Annotated in this window: 16 protein-coding genes and 1 tRNA gene; 7 read left to right on the top strand and 10 right to left on the bottom strand. The window is 58.8% G+C overall.

The features are described from left to right. Window positions 1–222 precede the first annotated feature (222 nt). On the top strand, window positions 223–645 hold the full coding sequence (locus M0412_RS02070) for a secondary thiamine-phosphate synthase enzyme YjbQ (protein WP_269703274.1): 423 nt from the start codon (window positions 223–225) through the stop codon (window positions 643–645). Between the two features lie 149 nt (window positions 646–794). Continuing rightward, window positions 795–1,136 carry a hypothetical protein gene (locus M0412_RS02075; RefSeq protein WP_269703270.1) on the top strand — a complete coding sequence of 114 codons (342 nt, stop codon included), beginning with the start codon at window positions 795–797 and terminating at the stop codon, window positions 1,134–1,136. A gap of 164 nt (window positions 1,137–1,300) precedes the next feature. Here M0412_RS02075 and M0412_RS02080 read toward each other — a convergent pair whose 3' ends face one another. Beyond that, on the bottom strand, window positions 1,301–2,044 hold the full coding sequence (locus tag M0412_RS02080; RefSeq protein ID WP_269703268.1) for an SIMPL domain-containing protein: 744 nt from the start codon (window positions 2,042–2,044) through the stop codon (window positions 1,301–1,303). 181 nt (window positions 2,045–2,225) lie between these two features. Between M0412_RS02080 and M0412_RS02085 the strand changes: the two genes are divergently transcribed. Beyond that, window positions 2,226–2,301: transfer RNA gene (locus M0412_RS02085), tRNA-Ile, on the top strand. A 160-nt stretch (window positions 2,302–2,461) separates the two neighbouring features. On the opposite strand, the gene M0412_RS02090 is transcribed toward M0412_RS02085, so the two are convergent. Both M0412_RS02090 and M0412_RS02095 read right to left on the bottom strand, forming a co-directional pair. Next, window positions 2,462–2,836, bottom strand: coding sequence for a hypothetical protein (locus tag M0412_RS02090; RefSeq protein WP_269703266.1), 375 nt, complete (start codon window positions 2,834–2,836; stop codon window positions 2,462–2,464). Between the two features lie 215 nt (window positions 2,837–3,051). Next, window positions 3,052–3,684, bottom strand: coding sequence for an outer membrane protein (locus M0412_RS02095; protein ID WP_052818041.1), 633 nt, complete (start codon window positions 3,682–3,684; stop codon window positions 3,052–3,054). A gap of 441 nt (window positions 3,685–4,125) precedes the next feature. Between M0412_RS02095 and M0412_RS02100 the strand changes: the two genes are divergently transcribed. Both M0412_RS02100 and M0412_RS02105 read left to right on the top strand, forming a co-directional pair. Further along, window positions 4,126–4,578 (top strand): hypothetical protein, encoded by a 453-nt coding sequence (locus tag M0412_RS02100; RefSeq protein WP_269703262.1) that lies wholly within the window; start codon window positions 4,126–4,128, stop codon window positions 4,576–4,578. 211 nt (window positions 4,579–4,789) lie between these two features. Then, the gene (locus M0412_RS02105) at window positions 4,790–5,350 is read left to right on the top strand and encodes a dual specificity protein phosphatase family protein (protein WP_142840313.1); all 561 of its coding nucleotides are present in this window, start codon (window positions 4,790–4,792) and stop codon (window positions 5,348–5,350) included. Between the two features lie 144 nt (window positions 5,351–5,494). Here the strand turns inward: M0412_RS02105 and M0412_RS02110 are convergent, their stop codons facing one another. After that, window positions 5,495–6,742, bottom strand: a complete 1,248-nt coding sequence (locus tag M0412_RS02110) for an AGE family epimerase/isomerase (RefSeq protein WP_269703260.1) — start codon at window positions 6,740–6,742, stop codon at window positions 5,495–5,497. Window positions 6,743–6,934: 192 nt separating this feature from the next. On the opposite strand from M0412_RS02110, the gene metH reads away from it, so the two are divergent. Beyond that, window positions 6,935–10,708 (top strand): methionine synthase, encoded by a 3,774-nt coding sequence (gene metH / locus M0412_RS02115; protein WP_269703258.1) that lies wholly within the window; start codon window positions 6,935–6,937, stop codon window positions 10,706–10,708. Window positions 10,709–10,775: 67 nt separating this feature from the next. Here the strand turns inward: metH and M0412_RS02120 are convergent, their stop codons facing one another. After that, on the bottom strand, window positions 10,776–12,107 hold the full coding sequence (locus M0412_RS02120) for an MFS transporter (RefSeq protein WP_269703255.1): 1,332 nt from the start codon (window positions 12,105–12,107) through the stop codon (window positions 10,776–10,778). 79 nt (window positions 12,108–12,186) lie between these two features. Next, complete coding sequence (locus tag M0412_RS02125; protein ID WP_142840680.1) at window positions 12,187–12,963, bottom strand: AAA family ATPase; 777 nt, start codon at window positions 12,961–12,963, stop codon at window positions 12,187–12,189. A gap of 332 nt (window positions 12,964–13,295) precedes the next feature. On the opposite strand from M0412_RS02125, the gene M0412_RS02130 reads away from it, so the two are divergent. Beyond that, a complete protein-coding gene (locus tag M0412_RS02130) occupies window positions 13,296–13,940 on the top strand; it encodes a hypothetical protein (RefSeq protein WP_269703252.1) in 645 nt (214 codons plus the stop codon). A gap of 42 nt (window positions 13,941–13,982) precedes the next feature. Here M0412_RS02130 and M0412_RS02135 read toward each other — a convergent pair whose 3' ends face one another. The 4 genes from M0412_RS02135 to M0412_RS02150 form a co-directional block, all read right to left on the bottom strand. Then, window positions 13,983–15,026 carry a zinc-dependent alcohol dehydrogenase family protein gene (locus tag M0412_RS02135; protein WP_269703250.1) on the bottom strand — a complete coding sequence of 348 codons (1,044 nt, stop codon included), beginning with the start codon at window positions 15,024–15,026 and terminating at the stop codon, window positions 13,983–13,985. Window positions 15,027–15,103: 77 nt separating this feature from the next. Further along, window positions 15,104–16,162: an ABC transporter ATP-binding protein gene (locus tag M0412_RS02140; RefSeq protein WP_269703248.1), complete on the bottom strand. Its 1,059-nt coding sequence runs from the start codon at window positions 16,160–16,162 to the stop codon at window positions 15,104–15,106. Window positions 16,163–16,175: 13 nt separating this feature from the next. Beyond that, window positions 16,176–16,958, bottom strand: coding sequence for an iron ABC transporter permease (locus M0412_RS02145; RefSeq protein WP_065113804.1), 783 nt, complete (start codon window positions 16,956–16,958; stop codon window positions 16,176–16,178). Then, window positions 16,955–17,839: an ABC transporter permease subunit gene (locus M0412_RS02150; protein WP_269703246.1), complete on the bottom strand. Its 885-nt coding sequence runs from the start codon at window positions 17,837–17,839 to the stop codon at window positions 16,955–16,957. Before M0412_RS02150 ends, M0412_RS02145 begins: the two co-directional genes overlap by 4 nt. Window positions 17,840–17,903: the final 64 nt, after the last annotated feature.

Consider the following 17,903-nt stretch of genomic DNA (forward strand, 5'->3'; position numbering starts at 1 on the left):
CGTTGAAAATAGTCTGTTCGTCGAGGAACGGGGAAGCTTGAATAATTCATTCTGATATTGCCAACCCTTCCCCGTTTTCTTGCAACCGTGACATCGCTTTTCCGTTAGTTGTTACGGCCCGCCGTCGCGTTATTGTTTTATCTCTACCCCTATCGGATAGAATTTGACATGGCGTAACGTTCGCAGTGCCGATTTTGTTCCAGCCTGTTTGAAAGAAAAAATGTGCCGCAGAAGACAATAACCATCGCCACCCAAGGACAGGGGCTCTACGAGTTCACATCCGAAGCCAAGGGGTTCATAAGAGAGACCGGTGTGGACGAAGGCTTGCTGACAGTCTTTGTCCGGCATACATCCTGCTCGCTGCTTATTCAGGAAAATGCCGATCCGGATGTCCGGCGCGATCTCTCGATGTTCTTTTCCCGCCTCGTGCCGCCTTCGGACGATGCCTCGATGCGCTGGGTCATCCACACGTTGGAAGGCCCTGACGATATGCCTGCGCATATCAAATCGGCCCTGACGGCGGTTTCGATCGGCGTGCCGATCGGGCAGGGCAGGCTCGCGCTTGGCACCTGGCAGGGGATCTATCTTTTCGAGCATCGCGACCGGCCGCACCGCCGCGAAATCGTGCTGCATATCTCCGCCTGATCTTCCATTCAGGAATGGGTGTTTTGCCGTTAATAACCATGAACCCCTGCTGAACATGCGGTTCTGTTAATGTTCAGACGGCTGGAACTAGGGTCTCCTCAATCGCTGAGGGACGTTCCCTGCCGGCGAAGAACAAATGGAGTGAGTTCATGTTCAACACCTTTGCAAAAGCCGGCCTTGCCGCTCTCATTGCTTTCGGCGGCGTCTCCGCCACCGCTCCTGCGGCTTCGGCTGGCTCGGATGTTCAGTTCAGAGTTCAGGTTCAGGATGGCTATGGCCATGACAGAGGCCGCGGCTGGGGTCGTCCCGATCGCCCGCGCTTTGGCTGCTCGCCGCGCTTTGCGGAAGAAAAGGCAAGCCGCATGGGTCTTCGCCGTGCCCGCGTTGTTGACGTATCGCCGCGCCGCGTCGTGGTTGCAGGCTTCGACCGTCAGGGCCGTGACCGCATCGTCTTTGCCAATGAGCGTGGCTGCCCGGTCATCCGCCGCTAAAGCGGACAATATCGATCCGGTGACATCCCCGTCCGCCGGATGGATAAAAAATGCCCCTCGCTTGTCCGGAAAGGCAGGCGAGGGGCATTTCTTTTTTTAACCGGCCGATGCCGGATTTAGAACGGGCGGGAGGCGGCACGCAGGTGCCGCCCCCTGACGTGTTCTTACTGTTCGAGGGCGAAGGTGACGTTGACCACCACGCTGTAATTGTTCTCACCCGAAGCGATCGGCACGCTGTCGGCTTCCTTCATCATCGAAGCACGCATTGCGCCGGCTGGCATCGGCATCGGGCGCTGCGAGTTTTCGCTGATCTGAATGACACGGCCGAGCTTCACGCCTGCCGCTTCCGTCAGCGTCTTCGCCTTGGCGATCGCATCGGCCACGGCCTGCTTGCGGGCCTCGGTAACCGTGGCTTCGGGCTTGTCATTGGTGAAGGTGATATCGCCGCCCTGATTGATGCCAAGCTTGACGGAGGTATCGAGGATCGCGCCGAGCTTCTTCAGGTCGCGCACCCGCACCGTCAGGCCGTTGGAAACCTGATAACCGGTGATCTCAGGCGCAACATAAACGCCGTCCTTGGGCTCATAATGCTTGTAAAGCGGCTGTACCGAGAAATTGCTGGTCTGCAGATCCCGGTCTTCGATGGCGGCTTCTTTCAGCGCCTTCAGAACATCGGCGAGCGCCTTGGAGTTCTCCGTAAGCGCTGCAGCCGCCGTCTCCGCCTGCTTGACGACGCTGAAGGACAGGATCGCCATATCAGGGGCAATGGCCGCCTGGCCTTCGCCGGAAACACTGATGGTGGCTTCGCGCGGGTTGGCTTCCTGTGCAAGCACCTGGCTGGCCAGCGGCACCATTGCTGCTGCGGTCAAAGCGGTGAGTGCGAAAAGGCGGGCCTTTTTTGTCGTCATGGTGTTTCCTCGTTGATTGTGTCCCTTTGGAGGGTATTGCCTTAGATTGTGTAGCTAATACGGCGGCGGTGCCTTGCGGAAGCATCAATGGCTTGTCGGGCTATAAAAATTACGTTAGAGCGTGACCCACCGGATTCGAACCATTGCGAAACCGGTATTTCGGATCACCTTGCTCCGATAAGGGCCTGTAGCTCAATGGTTAGAGCCGGCGGCTCATAACCGCTTGGTTGGGAGTTCGAGTCTCTCCAGGCCCACCATTTTTCTTTCATATTTCGAATGAATTGGCGATTCCGCTCATCAGCTAGCGATGCTTCATTGATCATCGCCGCCTTCGACATCTTTTGCTCCATCCAACAAAAAATCCGACCAGCCATTCAGACTGATCGGATCATCCGTTTATAAATCTCAGCGATGCGGTCAGTTGCAGACCCGCATGCTCTCCGTATGCCAGCCGCCGTCATAGGAATTGGGGACGCGGCGGTCTTCGAACCAGCAGCGCGGGCGGGGCGGCGGTGGGGGTTCGTAGTAACGGGGGGCGTTGTTGTTGCCGTTGGCGATCGCGCCGCCGATCAGGCCGCCGATGACGCCTGCGGCAAGGCCGCCGGCGATTGCGGCGCCATCATTGTGGCGGCGGTGTTCGCGGTAGGGCGGTGGGGGTGGGCCGCCACGGTCATAACCACGGTCGTAGCGCGGACGATAGGGATAATCCTGCGCGGCAGCGCTGCCGTAGGATGCGAAGACGCTGCCGGTGGCGACCAGCGCGGCAAGGGTGGAAAGAATGATCTTTTTCATCGGGGCTACTCCATAAGCCTGCCTTGGGAGATAGAGGCTCATTATGCCCGCATGATGGCACGGCTCTGCTGAATGCTTTGTGAATGTTTCGTTGTTGAGGGGTTCATGTTTTTGGCGTCGCTAAGGTCGGCGGGTTGAGGCGGGCATTGTTTTGTCAGTCAAGAAAAAGCCCGGCGAAGGGCCGGGCTTTTGATGCTTGATCCGGTTGGACAGGATCAGAATTTCACACCGAGGCCCACCTTGACGGTGTGCTGGTCGAAATCGGTATTGACGCCAAAAATGTCCTTGTCGCCATAATCGTTGTAGCGATATTCCAGCCGGCCAAACACATTGTCGGTGAAGGCGTAATCAAGACCCGCGCCAACGGTGAAGCCGTTGAATGTGGTGCTGTCCTTGCCGGCGCCGGGGGTTTCGATGAAACCACGTGTGGCTGTCCAGCCGGCCGTGCCGTAGAGCAGGGCGCGGTCAAAGGCATAACCGACGCGGCCACGGACGGAGCCCTGCCAGTCGGTGCCGATCTGCACACCGGCATAGTCATTGTCATTCCAGTTGTAATCGACGTCACCTTCGATGCCGACGACGAAATTATTGTCGAACTGGTAATTGTAACCGGCAAAGGCACCCAGAATGCCGCCATCGAAATTATCCGAGGCGACGGGGCCGCCAGCCGAAAAATCGCCATTCGCCCAGCCCGCGCCGCCTTGAATACCAAGATAGGGACCAGACCAGGTGAAGACCGGCAGGGTTTCCTGCGCGACCGGAGGTGCCGGCGTTTCGTAGACGGCATCCGCGGCCATTGCGGTGCTGGCGGAAAGGGCCAGAAGTGACGTTACGATCAGCGTTTTCATCGTTATTCTCCCTGAGCTACTGTCGTCTATAGCATATATTAGTCGCATTTAATATGGTCTCGGGCCTGGCAATTCCAAGAGGCGCTATGTCCTCCGGTGTTCTTGACCGTTGCGCCCGGATCGCGGCGATTTTTCTCGCCCCGCCATGCTGTTCTGATGCGGCGAACGTCCTCAGCGGCGTTTGGTTCCCTTTGTCTTTCCGTCAGTGGCCTGGCGAACTGGCCGTCCGGTGTCACGCTTGGTTGTCTTGACAGCGGGGGGCACGACCATAGAGTTGTGTCTGTCCGTGGCAGGCCCGCTGCTTCGGCGCTCCAGCCGCTTCACATCGGCAAGGATGTGGAAAGGGATGAAACGTCGCTATCACGCCGGGTCGCCATGGACGGAAATGGGTAAGGGAGGGCAGGATCGCATGCGGGTTTGTTTTTATGAGGGAGGGGCGACGTGATCGTCGGAGCCGTTCTCAGTGCCATTCTTCTGCTGGTCCTCATTGCATTTCCGCGGCATCTCAAACCCGTCGTCATCTGCCTGCTGCTGATCTGGGGCGCGACAGCGGCCTTTGTCATTTATGACTGGTGGCGTGGCAGCCAGCGGCTCGGCCATGTCATTGCGACAGCCAGTTTCGATGCAGCCTGCCCGGATCCGGCTTTGCCCATTCGCGTCAGCTTCCGCAACGACAATGATGTGGCAGTGCAGCGCCTGACCTATACGCTCGAAGGGTTCGAGCCCGCCTTCCGCGCCTCGGTCGCCTTCGATCCCTATCAGGTGAGCGAAAGACGCATCAAGGCGGGAGAAACTTTCGCCGCGTGCCGGGCTTTCCGGTTGCGCAACAATGAAAGAGTGGAACCGCAGCGGCTGGAATGGCGTGTCACCGTTATTTCGGCGGAGTTCGACTAGGCGGCCGGGCGCGGTTCCCGTCATCACGGTATTTTGAGAATTTTCGCGCCGTTGCGCAGCCACCGGTAAACCCTTGCGGCGCAACGGGTCTGCGAGGGCTGTCGTCTAGCCACCGGCCTTGCCCATGCTTGGTTTGGCCGGTGCCGGACTTGTTTTCGCCGGTTTGCGATGCCATCTCGCCCCCGTCCGATGAATGTCGCGGGTTGATGTTTTGCGTATCGTTTTGAAGTTTTTGAAAATCACGGCCATCGGCCTTGTCGCCCTGCCGGTTCTGGCGGGCGCGCATATGGGTATCGGCCAGCTGACCGGAAATTTCCACGAGGTCATCCCCGGCGAACTTTATCGTTCGGCCCAGCCGAGCGGCAAGGACATAGCAGCCTACGCCAAGTCCTATGGCATCAAGACCATCATCAACCTGCGTGATGAAAAGCGTGAAGGCTGGTATGACGCCGAAAGCCAGGCGGCGAAGAAAAACGGTATCCGGCTGGTCGATTTTCCGATGAGTTCTAGCGAAAAGCTTTCGCCGGAAGATGCGGAAACGCTGGTGGCCGTGCTGCAGAATGCGGAAAAACCGATCCTCATCCATTGCGAACACGGTGCCAATCGCACGGGACTTGCCTCGGCGATCTATGTAGGAGCGGTGGCCGGCAAGAGCGAGGCGGCGGCCGAATTCCAGCTCTCGCCCTATTACGGGCATGTTCCTATCCCCGGTATCGGCAGATATGAGATGTATCAGTCGTGGGATGATTTCGAGGAAACCATCGGTTTTTGAGGTTTAACGAGTGGCCGTCACCCCGGACTTGATCCGGGGTCCAGCACTATCCAAGTCCCTGATCGTGAGAAACTCTTTTCACGGAGCAGACGCGCCGTGGCTGGATGCCGGCTCAAGGCCGGCATGACGGAAGGTATTGACGCCTCAATAATCCCCGCCGTTTTCCGCAATCACCTTCGTCAGGCTTCCCGTGGCCGGGAAAAGCGGGATGAGGCAGGCCTGAAGCGCGTGGTAGATATCGCCCTTGCCGGGGAACAGCGTGTGGGCGGGAACCAGATTTTCCGTCAGTTCCTCGTGCCAGCCGCCATTGTCATGGTCGATGAAGTTGTTGGCGATGGTGCTCCAGATGCGGCGGTAGCTGTCTTCATAGAAGGGGTCCGCCGGCAGGTTTTCGTTGAGGAAGTGGGCGGCACCCGCCGCCTCGCACATCGGCCACCAGAGTTTTGCCCGCTTGTCGGGATTGTCGTTCCAGTCGAGCGTATAAAAGAAGCCGCCCTTTTCGCGGTCCCAGCCCAGCGCCATGGATTGCACGAACAGCGATTTTGCGGCGACCGGCATCCAGTCGTGGCGGCGTTGGCCCAGTATCCATAATTGCAGGATGAGGCGTGCCCATTCCAGCCAGTGGCCGGGGGTGGAGCCGGAGGGCCGGAACATTTCATTGCCGCGATACGCCTTGTCGAGCGTCCAGTTCTCGTCGAAATGCTCCGGCACGCGGAAGTCCAGCTCGCCGGCGCGGCGGCGGATGACAAGATCGGCGATGCGTTCGGCCTTGGTGAGATAGTTGCTGTCGCCTGTCGTCTCGTAGGCGGCCATCAGTGCTTCGGTCAGGTGCATGTTGGAGTTCTGGCCGCGGTACTTCTCGATGGGTGACCAGTCGCGGTTGAATTCCTCGGCGATGGCGCCGTGTTTTTCTTCCCAGAAACGGGTTTCCAGCACTTCGGTAATGTCGGCCAGCATCTGGTCGGCCAGCGGATGCCCGACGGTCTTGGCGGAAGAGGCGGCCAGAAGCACGAAGGCATGGCCATAACCCTGCTTGGTGGCGTCGACAGGGCCGGCATTGTTCACCTGCCAGAAATAACCGCCATGCTCGTTGTCACGATGTTTGTTCCAGAGATAGGTCATGCCGTGGTCGACGATATCGCCGCAGCCAGGCCGGCCGAGCAGATGGCCAATGGAGAAGCAGTGCACCATGCGGGCCGAAGCGTGGATGCCGCGCACGGGATCGTTTGCCTGTAGCGGCGCGCCCTTGGCGTCGAGATCGAAGAAGCCGCCGGCGGAATTCACGGCGCGATACTGGAAGAAATCGAAAAGTCCTTCGGCCTCTTTCACCAGCCATTGGCGGTGCCAGGGAAGGGTGTTCCAGTTGCGGCTGTTATGATCTTCCTCGGGCATTCTCGTCCTCCATGCGGTTTGCTGCCTTGGCTTATATCCTTGCCGTATAAACCTGTCATCTGTCAGTGAAATTTCGTAGTCTGCCGCAACGGCGCAAAGCTATGCCTGTCCCTTGAAGATATATTGACATAAACATATCTTTATGTGACTTGACGGCTTGCGATCTTGCAAATCGAAATGAGGAGTGTGCCCGTGTTTGACGACCTGTTTGGCCCCGAAGGGGCAAAGCGCGACGGCGCGGAAATTTTCAAGGCGCTGCGCGAGGCCGCAAGCGAACGCATCCTCATTCTCGATGGCGCCATGGGCACGCAGATCCAGGGTCTCGGTTTTGACGAAGACCATTTCCGCGGTGACCGTTTTATCGGCTGTGCCTGTCACCAGAAGGGCAATAACGACCTTCTGATCCTGACCCAGCCGGATGCAATCGAGGAAATACATTATCGCTACGCCATGGCGGGTGCGGATATTCTCGAAACCAACACGTTTTCATCGACGCGCATCGCGCAGGCTGACTACGAGATGGAAAATGCCGTCTACGACCTCAACCGTGAGGGCGCGGCAATTGTCCGCCGTGCTGCCCAGCGCGCCGAGCGGGAAGACGGACGCCGCCGTTTCGTGGCCGGCGCCATCGGCCCGACCAACCGCACGGCCTCGATTTCGCCAGATGTCAACAATCCCGGTTATCGTGCCGTCAGCTTCGACGACCTGCGTATTGCCTATGGCGAGCAGATCGACGGCCTGATCGACGGCGGCGCCGATATCATCCTGATCGAGACGATCTTCGATACGTTGAACGCCAAGGCGGCGATCTTCGCCTGCGAGGAGCGTTTCGAGGCGAAGGGCATCCGCCTGCCGGTGATGATCTCCGGCACGATTACCGACCTTTCCGGCCGCACGCTTTCCGGCCAGACGCCGTCTGCCTTCTGGAACTCGGTGCGCCACGCCAACCCCTTCACCATCGGGCTTAACTGCGCGCTTGGTGCGGATGCGATGCGTCCGCATCTGCAGGAATTGTCTGACGTGGCAGACACTTTCGTCTGCGCCTATCCCAATGCCGGCCTGCCGAATGAATTCGGCCAATATGACGAAACGCCTGAGATGATGGCGCGTCAGGTTGAGGGCTTCGTGCGTGACGGTCTCGTCAACATCGTCGGCGGCTGCTGCGGCTCGACGCCGGAGCATATCCGGGCGATTGCGGAATCCGTGAAGGGTTACAAGCCGCGCGAGATTCCCGCGCATGTGCCCTTCATGTCGCTTTCGGGCCTTGAGCCTTTCGTGCTGACCAAGGACATTCCCTTCGTCAATGTCGGCGAGCGCACCAACGTTACCGGCTCGGCCCGCTTCCGCAAGCTCATCACCGCCGGCGATTACACGGCGGCGCTGGCTGTCGCCCGCGATCAGGTGGAAAACGGCGCCCAGATCATCGACATCAACATGGATGAAGGCCTGATCGATTCTGAAAAGGCGATGGTGGAATTCCTGAACCTCATCGCCGCCGAACCTGACATCGCCCGCGTGCCGGTCATGATCGACAGCTCCAAGTTCGAGATTATCGAGGCTGGTCTGAAATGCGTTCAGGGCAAGTCGATCGTCAATTCCATTTCGCTGAAGGAAGGCGAAGAGAAGTTTCTCCAGCAGGCGCGGCTGGTCCACAATTACGGCGCGGCCGTCGTGGTCATGGCCTTTGACGAGGTCGGGCAGGCGGATACTTATCAGCGCAAGGTGGAAATCTGCGCGCGCGCCTACAAGCTGCTGACCGAAAAGGCTGGCCTGTCGCCGGAAGACATCATCTTCGACCCGAATGTGTTCGCCGTGGCGACGGGCATCGAAGAGCACAATAATTACGGCGTAGACTTCATCGAGGCCACAAAGACCATCCGCGAAACCATGCCTCTGACGCATATTTCTGGCGGTGTTTCCAACCTGTCCTTCTCCTTCCGCGGCAACGAGCCGGTACGCGAGGCGATGCATGCCGTGTTCCTCTACCATGCCATCCAGGTGGGCATGGATATGGGCATCGTTAATGCCGGGCAGCTTGCGGTTTACGACAATATCGATGCGGAACTGCGCGAGGCCTGCGAGGACGTGGTGCTGAACCGTCGCGACGATGCGACCGAGCGTCTGCTTGAAGTCGCGGAGCGTTTCCGTGGCACGGGCGCCAAGGACACCAAGGTGCAGGATCTTTCCTGGCGCGAGCTTGCCGTCGAGAAACGGCTGGAACATGCGCTGGTCAACGGCATCACCGACTATATCGAGGCCGATACGGAAGAGGCGCGCCAGAAGGCTGCCCGTCCACTGCACGTTATCGAAGGGCCGCTGATGGCCGGCATGAACGTGGTCGGCGATCTCTTCGGCTCGGGCAAGATGTTCCTGCCGCAGGTGGTGAAATCCGCCCGCGTGATGAAGCAGGCGGTTGCCGTGCTTTTGCCTTACATGGAAGAGGAAAAGCGCCAGAATGGCGGTTCCGAGCGCAGTGCCGCCGGCAAGGTGCTGATGGCGACCGTGAAGGGCGATGTGCACGATATCGGCAAGAACATCGTCGGCGTCGTTCTGGCCTGCAACAATTACGAGATCATCGATCTCGGCGTCATGGTGCCGACGACGAAGATCCTTGAGACGGCGATTGCCGAAAAGGTGGATGTGATCGGCCTTTCCGGCCTCATCACGCCATCGCTGGATGAAATGGTGCATGTGGCGGCTGAAATGGAGCGGCAGGGTTTCGATATTCCGCTGTTGATCGGCGGCGCGACGACCAGCCGTGTGCATACGGCGGTGAAAATCCATCCGCGTTACGAGGCGGGGCAGGCGATCTATGTGACGGATGCTTCGCGTGCGGTAGGCGTCGTGTCGGCACTTCTCTCGGCCGAACAGAAGCCTGCTTATATCGATGGCATCCGCAACGAATATGCCAAGGTGGCGGAAGCCCATGCCCGGAACGAGCGCGAAAAGCAGCGTCTGCCGCTTGCCCGTGCCCGTGAGAATGCGCACAAGATCGACTGGTCGAGCTACAGCGTCGTCAAGCCGCAGTTCTTCGGCACCAGGGTATTCGAGACCTATGATCTGGAAGAGCTTTCCCGTTACATAGACTGGACGCCGTTCTTCCAGACCTGGGAATTGAAGGGCCGTTTCCCGGCAATCCTTGAAGATGAAAAGCAGGGTGAGGCGGCGCGGCAGCTTTATGCCGATGCGCAGGCAATGCTTTCGAAGATCATCGAGGAGAAGTGGTTCCGGCCGCGTGCGGTGATCGGCTTCTGGCCGGCCAATGCGGTGGGCGACGATATCAAGCTGTTTAAGGATGAAAGCCGCAGGCAAGAGCTCGCCACCTTCTTCACGCTGCGCCAGCAGCTTTCCAAGCGCGATGGTCGTCCCAACGTGGCGCTGTCGGATTTCGTGGCGCCTGTCGATAGCGGCGTTGCCGATTATGTTGGTGGCTTCGTGGTGACGGCGGGTATCGAGGAAGTGGCAATTGCCGAGCGCTTCGAGCGGGCCAATGACGATTATTCGTCCATCCTCGTCAAGGCGCTGGCCGACCGTTTTGCAGAAGCCTTTGCCGAGCGCATGCATGAGCGGGTGCGCAAGGAATTCTGGGGTTATGCGCCGGACGAGGCTCTTGGCGGTGATGACCTGATTGGTGAAGCTTATGCCGGTATTCGCCCTGCACCCGGCTATCCGGCGCAGCCCGACCATACCGAAAAGAAGACGCTGTTTGCCCTGCTCGACGCCACCAATGCCGCGGGTGTGGAACTGACGGAAAGCTATGCCATGTGGCCGGGATCCTCGGTCTCCGGCATCTATATCGGTCATCCCGAGAGCTATTACTTCGGTGTCGCCAAGGTGGAGCGGGACCAGGTTCTCGACTATGCGCGCCGCAAGGATATGCCGGTGACAGAGGTCGAGCGCTGGCTCGGGCCGGTACTCAATTATGTGCCGACAAATGGCGCTGAGGAAATCGACAGCGCGGCCTGATGTTTCGGGCGTCGTTGCTGCAAAAAAAGCGCGGGTTCTGCCCGCGCTTTTTTGTTGGCCGTTGCGCTTACGATCTTAGCGCCGCCAGTTCCTCGATGCCGACATGGCTCTCAACCTCGCTGCCACGCAGATAGAGGTAAAGGCCAATGCAGAAGGCGAGCACGGCGATGAAGACCAGATACCAGGCATGGGCCATGGGATTGACGGCAAGCGCGGTCGTCACTCCGATCGGCGTCAGCCCGCCGAAGACGGCATAGGAGACGTTGTAGGCGAAGGAGAGGCCGGAGAAGCGGACCGATGCCGGGAAGGCGCGGACCATGACATAGGGCACGGCTCCCGCCATGCCGACCGAAAGGCCCATGACGCCGTAGAGAATGAACATGGTTTCAAGCGACGCGCCGGCATAGCTGTAGAAGGTGAAGGTGGCGATGCCAAAGAAGATGCTGGCAGCCATGAAGAAAATGCCGGAGCCGACACGGTCGATCAATGCGCCGGCGATGATGACGCCGAAAATCAGGAACAGCGTGCCGAAGCTGGTGCCAGCCAGCGCCTGCGTCGGGGTGTAGCCATAAAGCTTCTGCAGAAAGGTGGCCGTCATCAGCGTGGTCACCACGATGGCCGCCGACAGAACCCAGGTGAGCAGGGCGGAAATGATGACGCCGCGCATATGGTGCTTCAGCACCAGCCCGAGCGGCAGCTTGTCCGTCAGCGACTTCGATTTTTTCATCTCGTTGAAGATCGGCGTCTCTTCCAGCCAGCGGCGCAGATAGACGGCGATCAGGCCGAAAATCCCGCCGAGCAGGAAGGGAATACGCCATGCATAACCGGCAACATCTTCCGGCGAAAAAAGCGAGTTGATGGCAAAGGCAATCAGCGAGCCCAGCATGATGCCGAAGGAGAGGCCGGATGTGAGGAAGCCGCAGGCAAGCCCGACACGACGGAAAGGCACGTGTTCGGCAACGAAGGTCCAGGCGCCCGGCACTTCACCGCCAATGGCTGCACCCTGCAGCATGCGCAGGATGATGAGCAGGATTGGGGCGGCGACGCCGATAGTGGCATAGGTCGGCATCAGCGCCATGCCCAGCGTGGAGAGCGCCATCAGGAGGATGGAAAAGGCAAAGACGCGCTTGCGGCCATAACGGTCGCCATAATGCGCCAGAACGATGCCGCCGAGCGGTCGCACCAGATAACCGGCGGCGAAGATGCCGAAGGTCTGGATCATCACCAGCCAGTCCGGCATTTCCGGCGGAAAGAACAGGTGGCCGATGACGGTGGCGAAAAACACGAAAATGATGAAATCGTAAAATTCGAGCGCGCCGCCCAGGGCCGAAAGACCCAGAGTTCTGTAATCCTGGCTGTTCAGGGGCCGGGCAGCTGCCGGTGTGCTGGTGGGAGACATAGGCCTGCTTCTTTTTCTAATTCACATGTTGCTAATGGGCATGCTGCAAGAGAAGCGGGATTTCAAGCTTTATCGGTTCTCAATCGCTTATGAATTTTGATGGACGATCGAGAAAGCGCCGCAGGAAAGTGATGTTCTCAAGTTCGTCATAGAGGCGTTCGGTGATGCCATCCTCATCGAAATAATAGATCGTCGCTTCCGGAATGGCCAAAAGCACCGGTGAGTGGGTGGCGATGATCAACTGTCCGCCACTGTCGGCGGCGTGGCGGATGATGGCCGCAAGCTCCAGCTGTTTTTGCGGTGAAAGCGGGCTTTCCGGTTCGTCGAGGAAATAGAGGCCGGCACCATGTACCCGCTGCTGCATGATATCGAGAAAGCCTTCGCCATGCGACCGACGGTCGATGGTGTTGTTCCTGACAATCCTGCGAAAGGTCTCCGGGGTTTCTTCCGGAAAGTCCTCGCCTTTTTTCAAGGCTTTTTCCCGCTCCCAGCGAAAGTCGTCCAGCGTCTCTTCATTCAGCCGGCGGACATAGCCAAGCACATCTTCGGCGCGCATGAACATGCGGATCTTCGGATATTTCTTGCGGGCGAAATAAAAGGCCCTTGCCACGGTCTCGGCATGCTGAAGATAAAGATCACCCGAAACCTGGCCATGGTTACCGATGGCATAGGCCGTCATTCCGGCCGCCAGTCCTTCCAGCAGCGTTGATTTACCCGAACCATTATTGCCGGCAAAAAAAGTGATCGGCGTCTTGAACTCGAGGCGTTCCAGATGGCGCACCGCCGGAACCGAGAAAGGATATTCATCCCGTCCGCCCGGGGTTTCTTTCATGGTTACGCTATCGAGAAACAGCATGTCACGGTCCTTGCATCTCATCCGTCATGTTCACCGACGTTGCGCTCTGTCGCATCATCGCGGCGCCATGCTCAAAGCAATTGCGTGTGATTGCGGCTTAACGTGGGGCGCTGTTCGCACCAATGGTTTACAGCGTTGGCGGAGATACGTCATGTCGCATCGTTAGAAGTTCATTTTATTATAAATTAGTGTGTCTAATTCCAAGTAATAAATCGACATATATTAGATATATACAATATTTATCTTAAATTTAACATGTTGTCGTAAGTATATACTTCAAATTAATTCAGTAATGTCAGTGGTCATCATTCTCGTTGTTTTGGAGAGAGTGAATGAAGCATATTGCGCTTTTTTCGGCCGCGTTTCTATTTTCCGCGATATTCGTGAGCGAAGCTGAGGCGCGGAAGTCTCGGTTTTTTGCCATCCCCGGATTCGGTGGCGGCGAGACCATCGATCTCGTTTATGATCTGCCGGACAGCGAGCCTTTTCTTCGCGACGGTGAAGCATTCGACGTTGGTTATCTCAACAGCGGGGATAGGAGCGGTTATGTGCTGTATCGTGACGAGCGTTACAGCAGGCTCAGCGATGCTGACATCGCCAGGCTGAATGCGACGCTTGGTTTTGATCCGACGACAAAAGATCGCATGGAGCGGGCGGCGAGGGACAGTGACGCGCCCTGGAACCTCGTGATTATCATAGCGGTCGCAATTATTGGCATCTTTGTGCTTGTTCACAAGGGCATGCAGCTCGTGCGGTGGATTTCGCGATTGGCGACGACCTCCGCAGTCACTGGAAGTAAGCAGCAGCAGGAGGAAGACGCCCCCGACCCGCTTGAGGTCCGCACGAAACAGCTGGTGAACCGTCAATGGAGCGGTAGCCAGACGGATCACGCGACGCGTATCCCGGCAGCATCGTCGGTCCATGCATCTGCTCCGGGAGCCGCTCCGGTCCGGGCGTTCGGGCGCAGGGGTGCCTGACCCGGACGCAATTCGCGAATCAGGTGGTTGCGGGCGCCTGCACTATTCGAACCGGTCGATGATGCTTATGCCGCTTTCCTGGAAACTGTTCATGGCGGGCAGGGCCGTGATGGCGTCGGAGAGGCTGATGTGGCGGCCGATCAGTTTTTCCGGTGCGAGCTTGCCGCTTTCGATCATGGCCAGCATGTCTTCGTAACGCCACGCCTGCATGCCGTGGCTGCCATAAATCTCCAGCTCGTGAGCGATGACCCGGGCCATGGGGATGGCGGGCATGGCATGATCGGCCAACATGAGGCCGACCTGCACATGCCGTCCGCGCCGGCGCAGATTGCTGATGGAATTGCAGCAGGTCTGCGGGTGGCCAAGCGCATCGATTGACACATGCGCACCGCCGCCCGTCACATCGCGCACCGCTTCCGAAACATCGGCGACCGAGCGGCTGTTGATGGTGGCCGTCGCGCCGAGCTGTCGGGCGAGTTCGAGCTTGTCTTCGGCAATGTCGATGGCGACGACCTGCGCGCCGAGACCTGCACCGATCATGATGGCGGAGAGGCCGACGCCGCCGCAGCCGTGCACCGCCAGCCATTCGCCACCCTTTAGCCGTCCCTGATCGGTCACGGCGCGGAAGGAGGTGGCAAAACGGCAGCCGAGGCCGGCGGCAGTGGCGTAGCTCATCGTATCAGGCAGATGCACGAGGTTCTGGTCGGCATAGTCGATGGCGACATATTCGGCGAAGGAACCCCAATGGGTGAAGCCCGGCTGGAACTGCGCCTCGCAGACCTGCTGGTTGCCGGAGCGGCATTCATGGCAGTGGCCGCAGCCGGAAACGAAAGGCACCGTAACACGGTCGCCTGTCTTGAAACGGGTGACGTTCTTGCCGACCGCGGCTATGACGCCGGCGAATTCATGGCCTGGAACATGCGGCAGGCTAATATCCGTGTCATGCCCCATCCAGCCATGCCAGTCGCTGCGGCAGAGGCCTGTCGCTTTTACCTCGATGACCACGCCACTATCGGTCGGTTCCGGATCGGGCAGGGATGCAACGACAGGGGTCTCGCCGAATCGTTCGTAAAAAAGCGCGCGCATCATGGCCTCATATCGCTGGCATGCAGGTTCGAGTTCAATACCTGCTCTAGCCTCTTCCCCCAATGGAGAAAAGCGGTTTAGTCCTTGATCACCATCAGATCGCCTGCTGCGAATTTGAGCGTCACCTGTTCGCCAAGGGCAGGCGGCGCGGTGCCGGGATCATTGAACATGTCGAAAGACAGGGTCGAGCCGCCGAGATCGAGACGGGTGCGGATGACGGAGCCGAGGAACTGACTGGAGGTGACGGTGCCGGAAATGGCGACATCGCCTTTCGCGTCGTTGCCGAGCGAGCCCGCTTCCGGACGAAGCGCGAGGGTGATTTTTTCGCCGTTTACGGCTTCGACCGGTTTGTGCAGCGTCACGTTTTGCTCTCCGACACGAATGGTGTTGGTGGAGGAGTCCATGACCGTGGCGTCGATGAGGTTCAGCGTGCCGACGAAGGAAGCGACGAAACGGGTCGCGGGCTTGTTGTAGATATCGAAGGGCGTGCCGATCTGGTCGGCGCGGCCGGAATTCATCACCACGATACGGTCGGAGATCGACAGCGCTTCTTCCTGATCGTGGGTTACGAAGATGGTGGTGATGCCGAGCTTCTGCTGAATCTGGCGGATTTCCTCGCGCAGCGATACGCGGATCTTGGCGTCGAGCGCGGAAAGCGGCTCGTCCAGCAGAAGCACTTCCGGTTTCGGCGCCAGAGCGCGGGCAAGCGCCACGCGCTGCTGCTGGCCACCCGACATCTGGTAGGGATAACGGTCTGCCAGATGTTCCAGATGGATGAGCTGGAGCATTTCCTTCACGCGGGCGTCTATCTCGGCTTTCGGCTTGCCGGCGACTTTCAGGCCAAAGGCGACGTTTTCGTAGACATTCATGTTCGGAAACAGCGCATAGGCCTGGAACACCATGCCGATATTGCGCTGGTTGGGGCGCAGCGTCGTCTGGTCCTTGCCGTTGATGACGATGGAACCGCCGGTCGGGATTTCGAAGCCGGCGATCATGCGCAGCACGGTGGTCTTGCCGCAGCCCGATGGCCCGAGGAAGGAGACGAATTCGCCCTTTTCGATGGCCATGTTGAAATCATGCACGACCTGCACGGCGCCGAAGGATTTCTTGATGTTGCTAAGTGTCAAAAAGCTCATGAAAATCTTGTCCTCAGGCCTTGGGAGGCGCGCCCTTCTGGTAACGTGAAACGAGTTGGATCAGACCAAGGCAACCCCAGGTGATGCCGAAGGAAATCACGGCAAGGGCTGCCGGTTCATAGGCGCGGTTGGCGCCAAGCAGCTGCATGTAGGGGCCGAAGGCCGGGCGGTTCAAAAGCGCCGCCATGGTGAATTCACCGATGACGATGGCGAAGGTCAAGAACGCACCTGACAGCACGGCGACCAGAACATTGGGCAGGATGATGCGCGACAGGATGGTCGTCCAGCCGGCACCGAGGCTTTGGGCGGCTTCCGTCAGCGTCGAGACATCGATGGTTCTGAGGCCCGTATCGACGGCGCGGTACATATAGGGCAAAGCGAGTGTGGCATAACCAAACATCAAGAGCAGGTTGGTGCCGGAGGTGGTGCCGGTCAGCGGCAGCCAGCTGGAGGTGTTGTAAAGCCGGATATAACCGAAAACGATGACGATGGCCGGAATGACCAGCGGCAAAAGCGTGATGAATTCGATATAGGGCCGCAGGCCCGGCAGTTTCAGCCGTACCCAATAGGCGGTGGGCACGACCAGCAGGACCCCGAAAACGATGGTGAACAGCGCCATCACCACCGAATAGCTGAAGGTTTCCTGGAAACGCGGATCGGTCAGCACCTTGCCATAGGCGTCGAAGGAATATTCGCCGCGCCGCATTTTCAGCGAGAAGTTGGTCATGCCGATCAGCGGCAGGGCGAAATAGAGCAGGCCGAAGATCAGCGCGCCCCAGGCGAAAAAACGCTTCATTTCAGCCACCTTTCGCTGCGGGCACGCAGCCAGATATACAGCGCATTGGCGATGCCGGTGACGACGATCATGCCGAAGGCGAGTGCGTAACCAAGATGCGGATTGCCGAGAACGTCGCCGCGGATCTGCGCGAAGAGCAGGATCGGTACGATGTTGAGCGAGGAGCCAGTGAGCGCGATTGCGGTTGCCACAGCGCCAAAGGCATTGGCAAACAGAAGCGACATGGTGCCGAGCAGCGATGGCAGCAGGATGGGGAAGGCCACCATGCGCCAATATTGCAGGCCGGTTGCGCCGAGAATTTCCGCAGCCTCGCGCCATTCGCGCTTCAGACCGTCCAGTGCCGGCGTGATGATGAGGATCATCAGCGGTATCTGGAAGAACAGATAGGTGACCGTGAGGCCCCAGAAGGACAGGATGTTGAAGCCGAGGAGCCGAAGATCAATGCCGATCTGCGTCTTCAGGAAGACGGTGAGCAAGCCGACAGGGCCAAGCGTGGCGATGAAGGCGAAGGCGAGCGGCACGCCGGCAAATTGCGAGGCGACGCCCGAGAAGGTCAGAAGCGGCCCGCGAATGCGCTGCGGCAGACCGCCCAGCACCACGGCGGCGGCCACGGCAAAACCGATCAGGCAGCCGAGAGCCGCCGAAGCGAGGCTGATCTTGATCGAAATCCAGTAGGCCGAAAGAATGGACGGGGTGAAAAGCCCGGCGATGTTTTCCAGCGTGAAGCTGCCATCGGCATGCTGAAACGCGCCGATGACGATCTTCATCGTCGGCAGGATCAGGAAGAGCAGAACAAAGACGGCAAAAGGTACGACGCCTATCCAGTGCAGCGGCAACTTTCTGCCCGCGTCGGATGGTCCGCCGGTGTTGGTTGATGGCATGCCTTGTCCCCAAACGCCGTTTTCGAACGGTCTGTCTATTAAGGTCTTTATTATTAGAGAAACA

It is taken from the genome of Agrobacterium sp. O3.4, from assembly GCF_041414895.1.
Lineage (GTDB): Bacteria > Pseudomonadota > Alphaproteobacteria > Rhizobiales > Rhizobiaceae > Agrobacterium > Agrobacterium cucumeris.

Excerpts from the sequence above, each read along its gene's own strand:
- M0412_RS02075 (WP_269703270.1), top strand. The coding sequence starts at position 795 with ATGTTCAACACCTTTGCAAAAGCCGGCCTTGCCGCTCTCATTGCTTTC.
- M0412_RS02140 (WP_269703248.1), bottom strand. The coding sequence starts at position 16,162 with ATGAGCTTTTTGACACTTAGCAACATCAAGAAATCCTTCGGCGCCGTG.
- M0412_RS02080 (WP_269703268.1), bottom strand. The coding sequence starts at position 2,044 with ATGACGACAAAAAAGGCCCGCCTTTTCGCACTCACCGCTTTGACCGCA.
- M0412_RS02120 (WP_269703255.1), bottom strand. The coding sequence starts at position 12,107 with ATGTCTCCCACCAGCACACCGGCAGCTGCCCGGCCCCTGAACAGCCAG.
- M0412_RS02090 (WP_269703266.1), bottom strand. The coding sequence starts at position 2,836 with ATGAAAAAGATCATTCTTTCCACCCTTGCCGCGCTGGTCGCCACCGGC.
- M0412_RS02125 (WP_142840680.1), bottom strand. The coding sequence starts at position 12,963 with ATGCTGTTTCTCGATAGCGTAACCATGAAAGAAACCCCGGGCGGACGG.
- M0412_RS02095 (WP_052818041.1), bottom strand. The coding sequence starts at position 3,684 with ATGAAAACGCTGATCGTAACGTCACTTCTGGCCCTTTCCGCCAGCACC.
- M0412_RS02110 (WP_269703260.1), bottom strand. The coding sequence starts at position 6,742 with ATGCCCGAGGAAGATCATAACAGCCGCAACTGGAACACCCTTCCCTGG.
- M0412_RS02150 (WP_269703246.1), bottom strand. The coding sequence starts at position 17,839 with ATGCCATCAACCAACACCGGCGGACCATCCGACGCGGGCAGAAAGTTG.
- M0412_RS02145 (WP_065113804.1), bottom strand. The coding sequence starts at position 16,958 with ATGAAGCGTTTTTTCGCCTGGGGCGCGCTGATCTTCGGCCTGCTCTAT.
- M0412_RS02135 (WP_269703250.1), bottom strand. The coding sequence starts at position 15,026 with ATGCGCGCGCTTTTTTACGAACGATTCGGCGAGACCCCTGTCGTTGCA.
- M0412_RS02130 (WP_269703252.1), top strand. The coding sequence starts at position 13,296 with ATGAAGCATATTGCGCTTTTTTCGGCCGCGTTTCTATTTTCCGCGATA.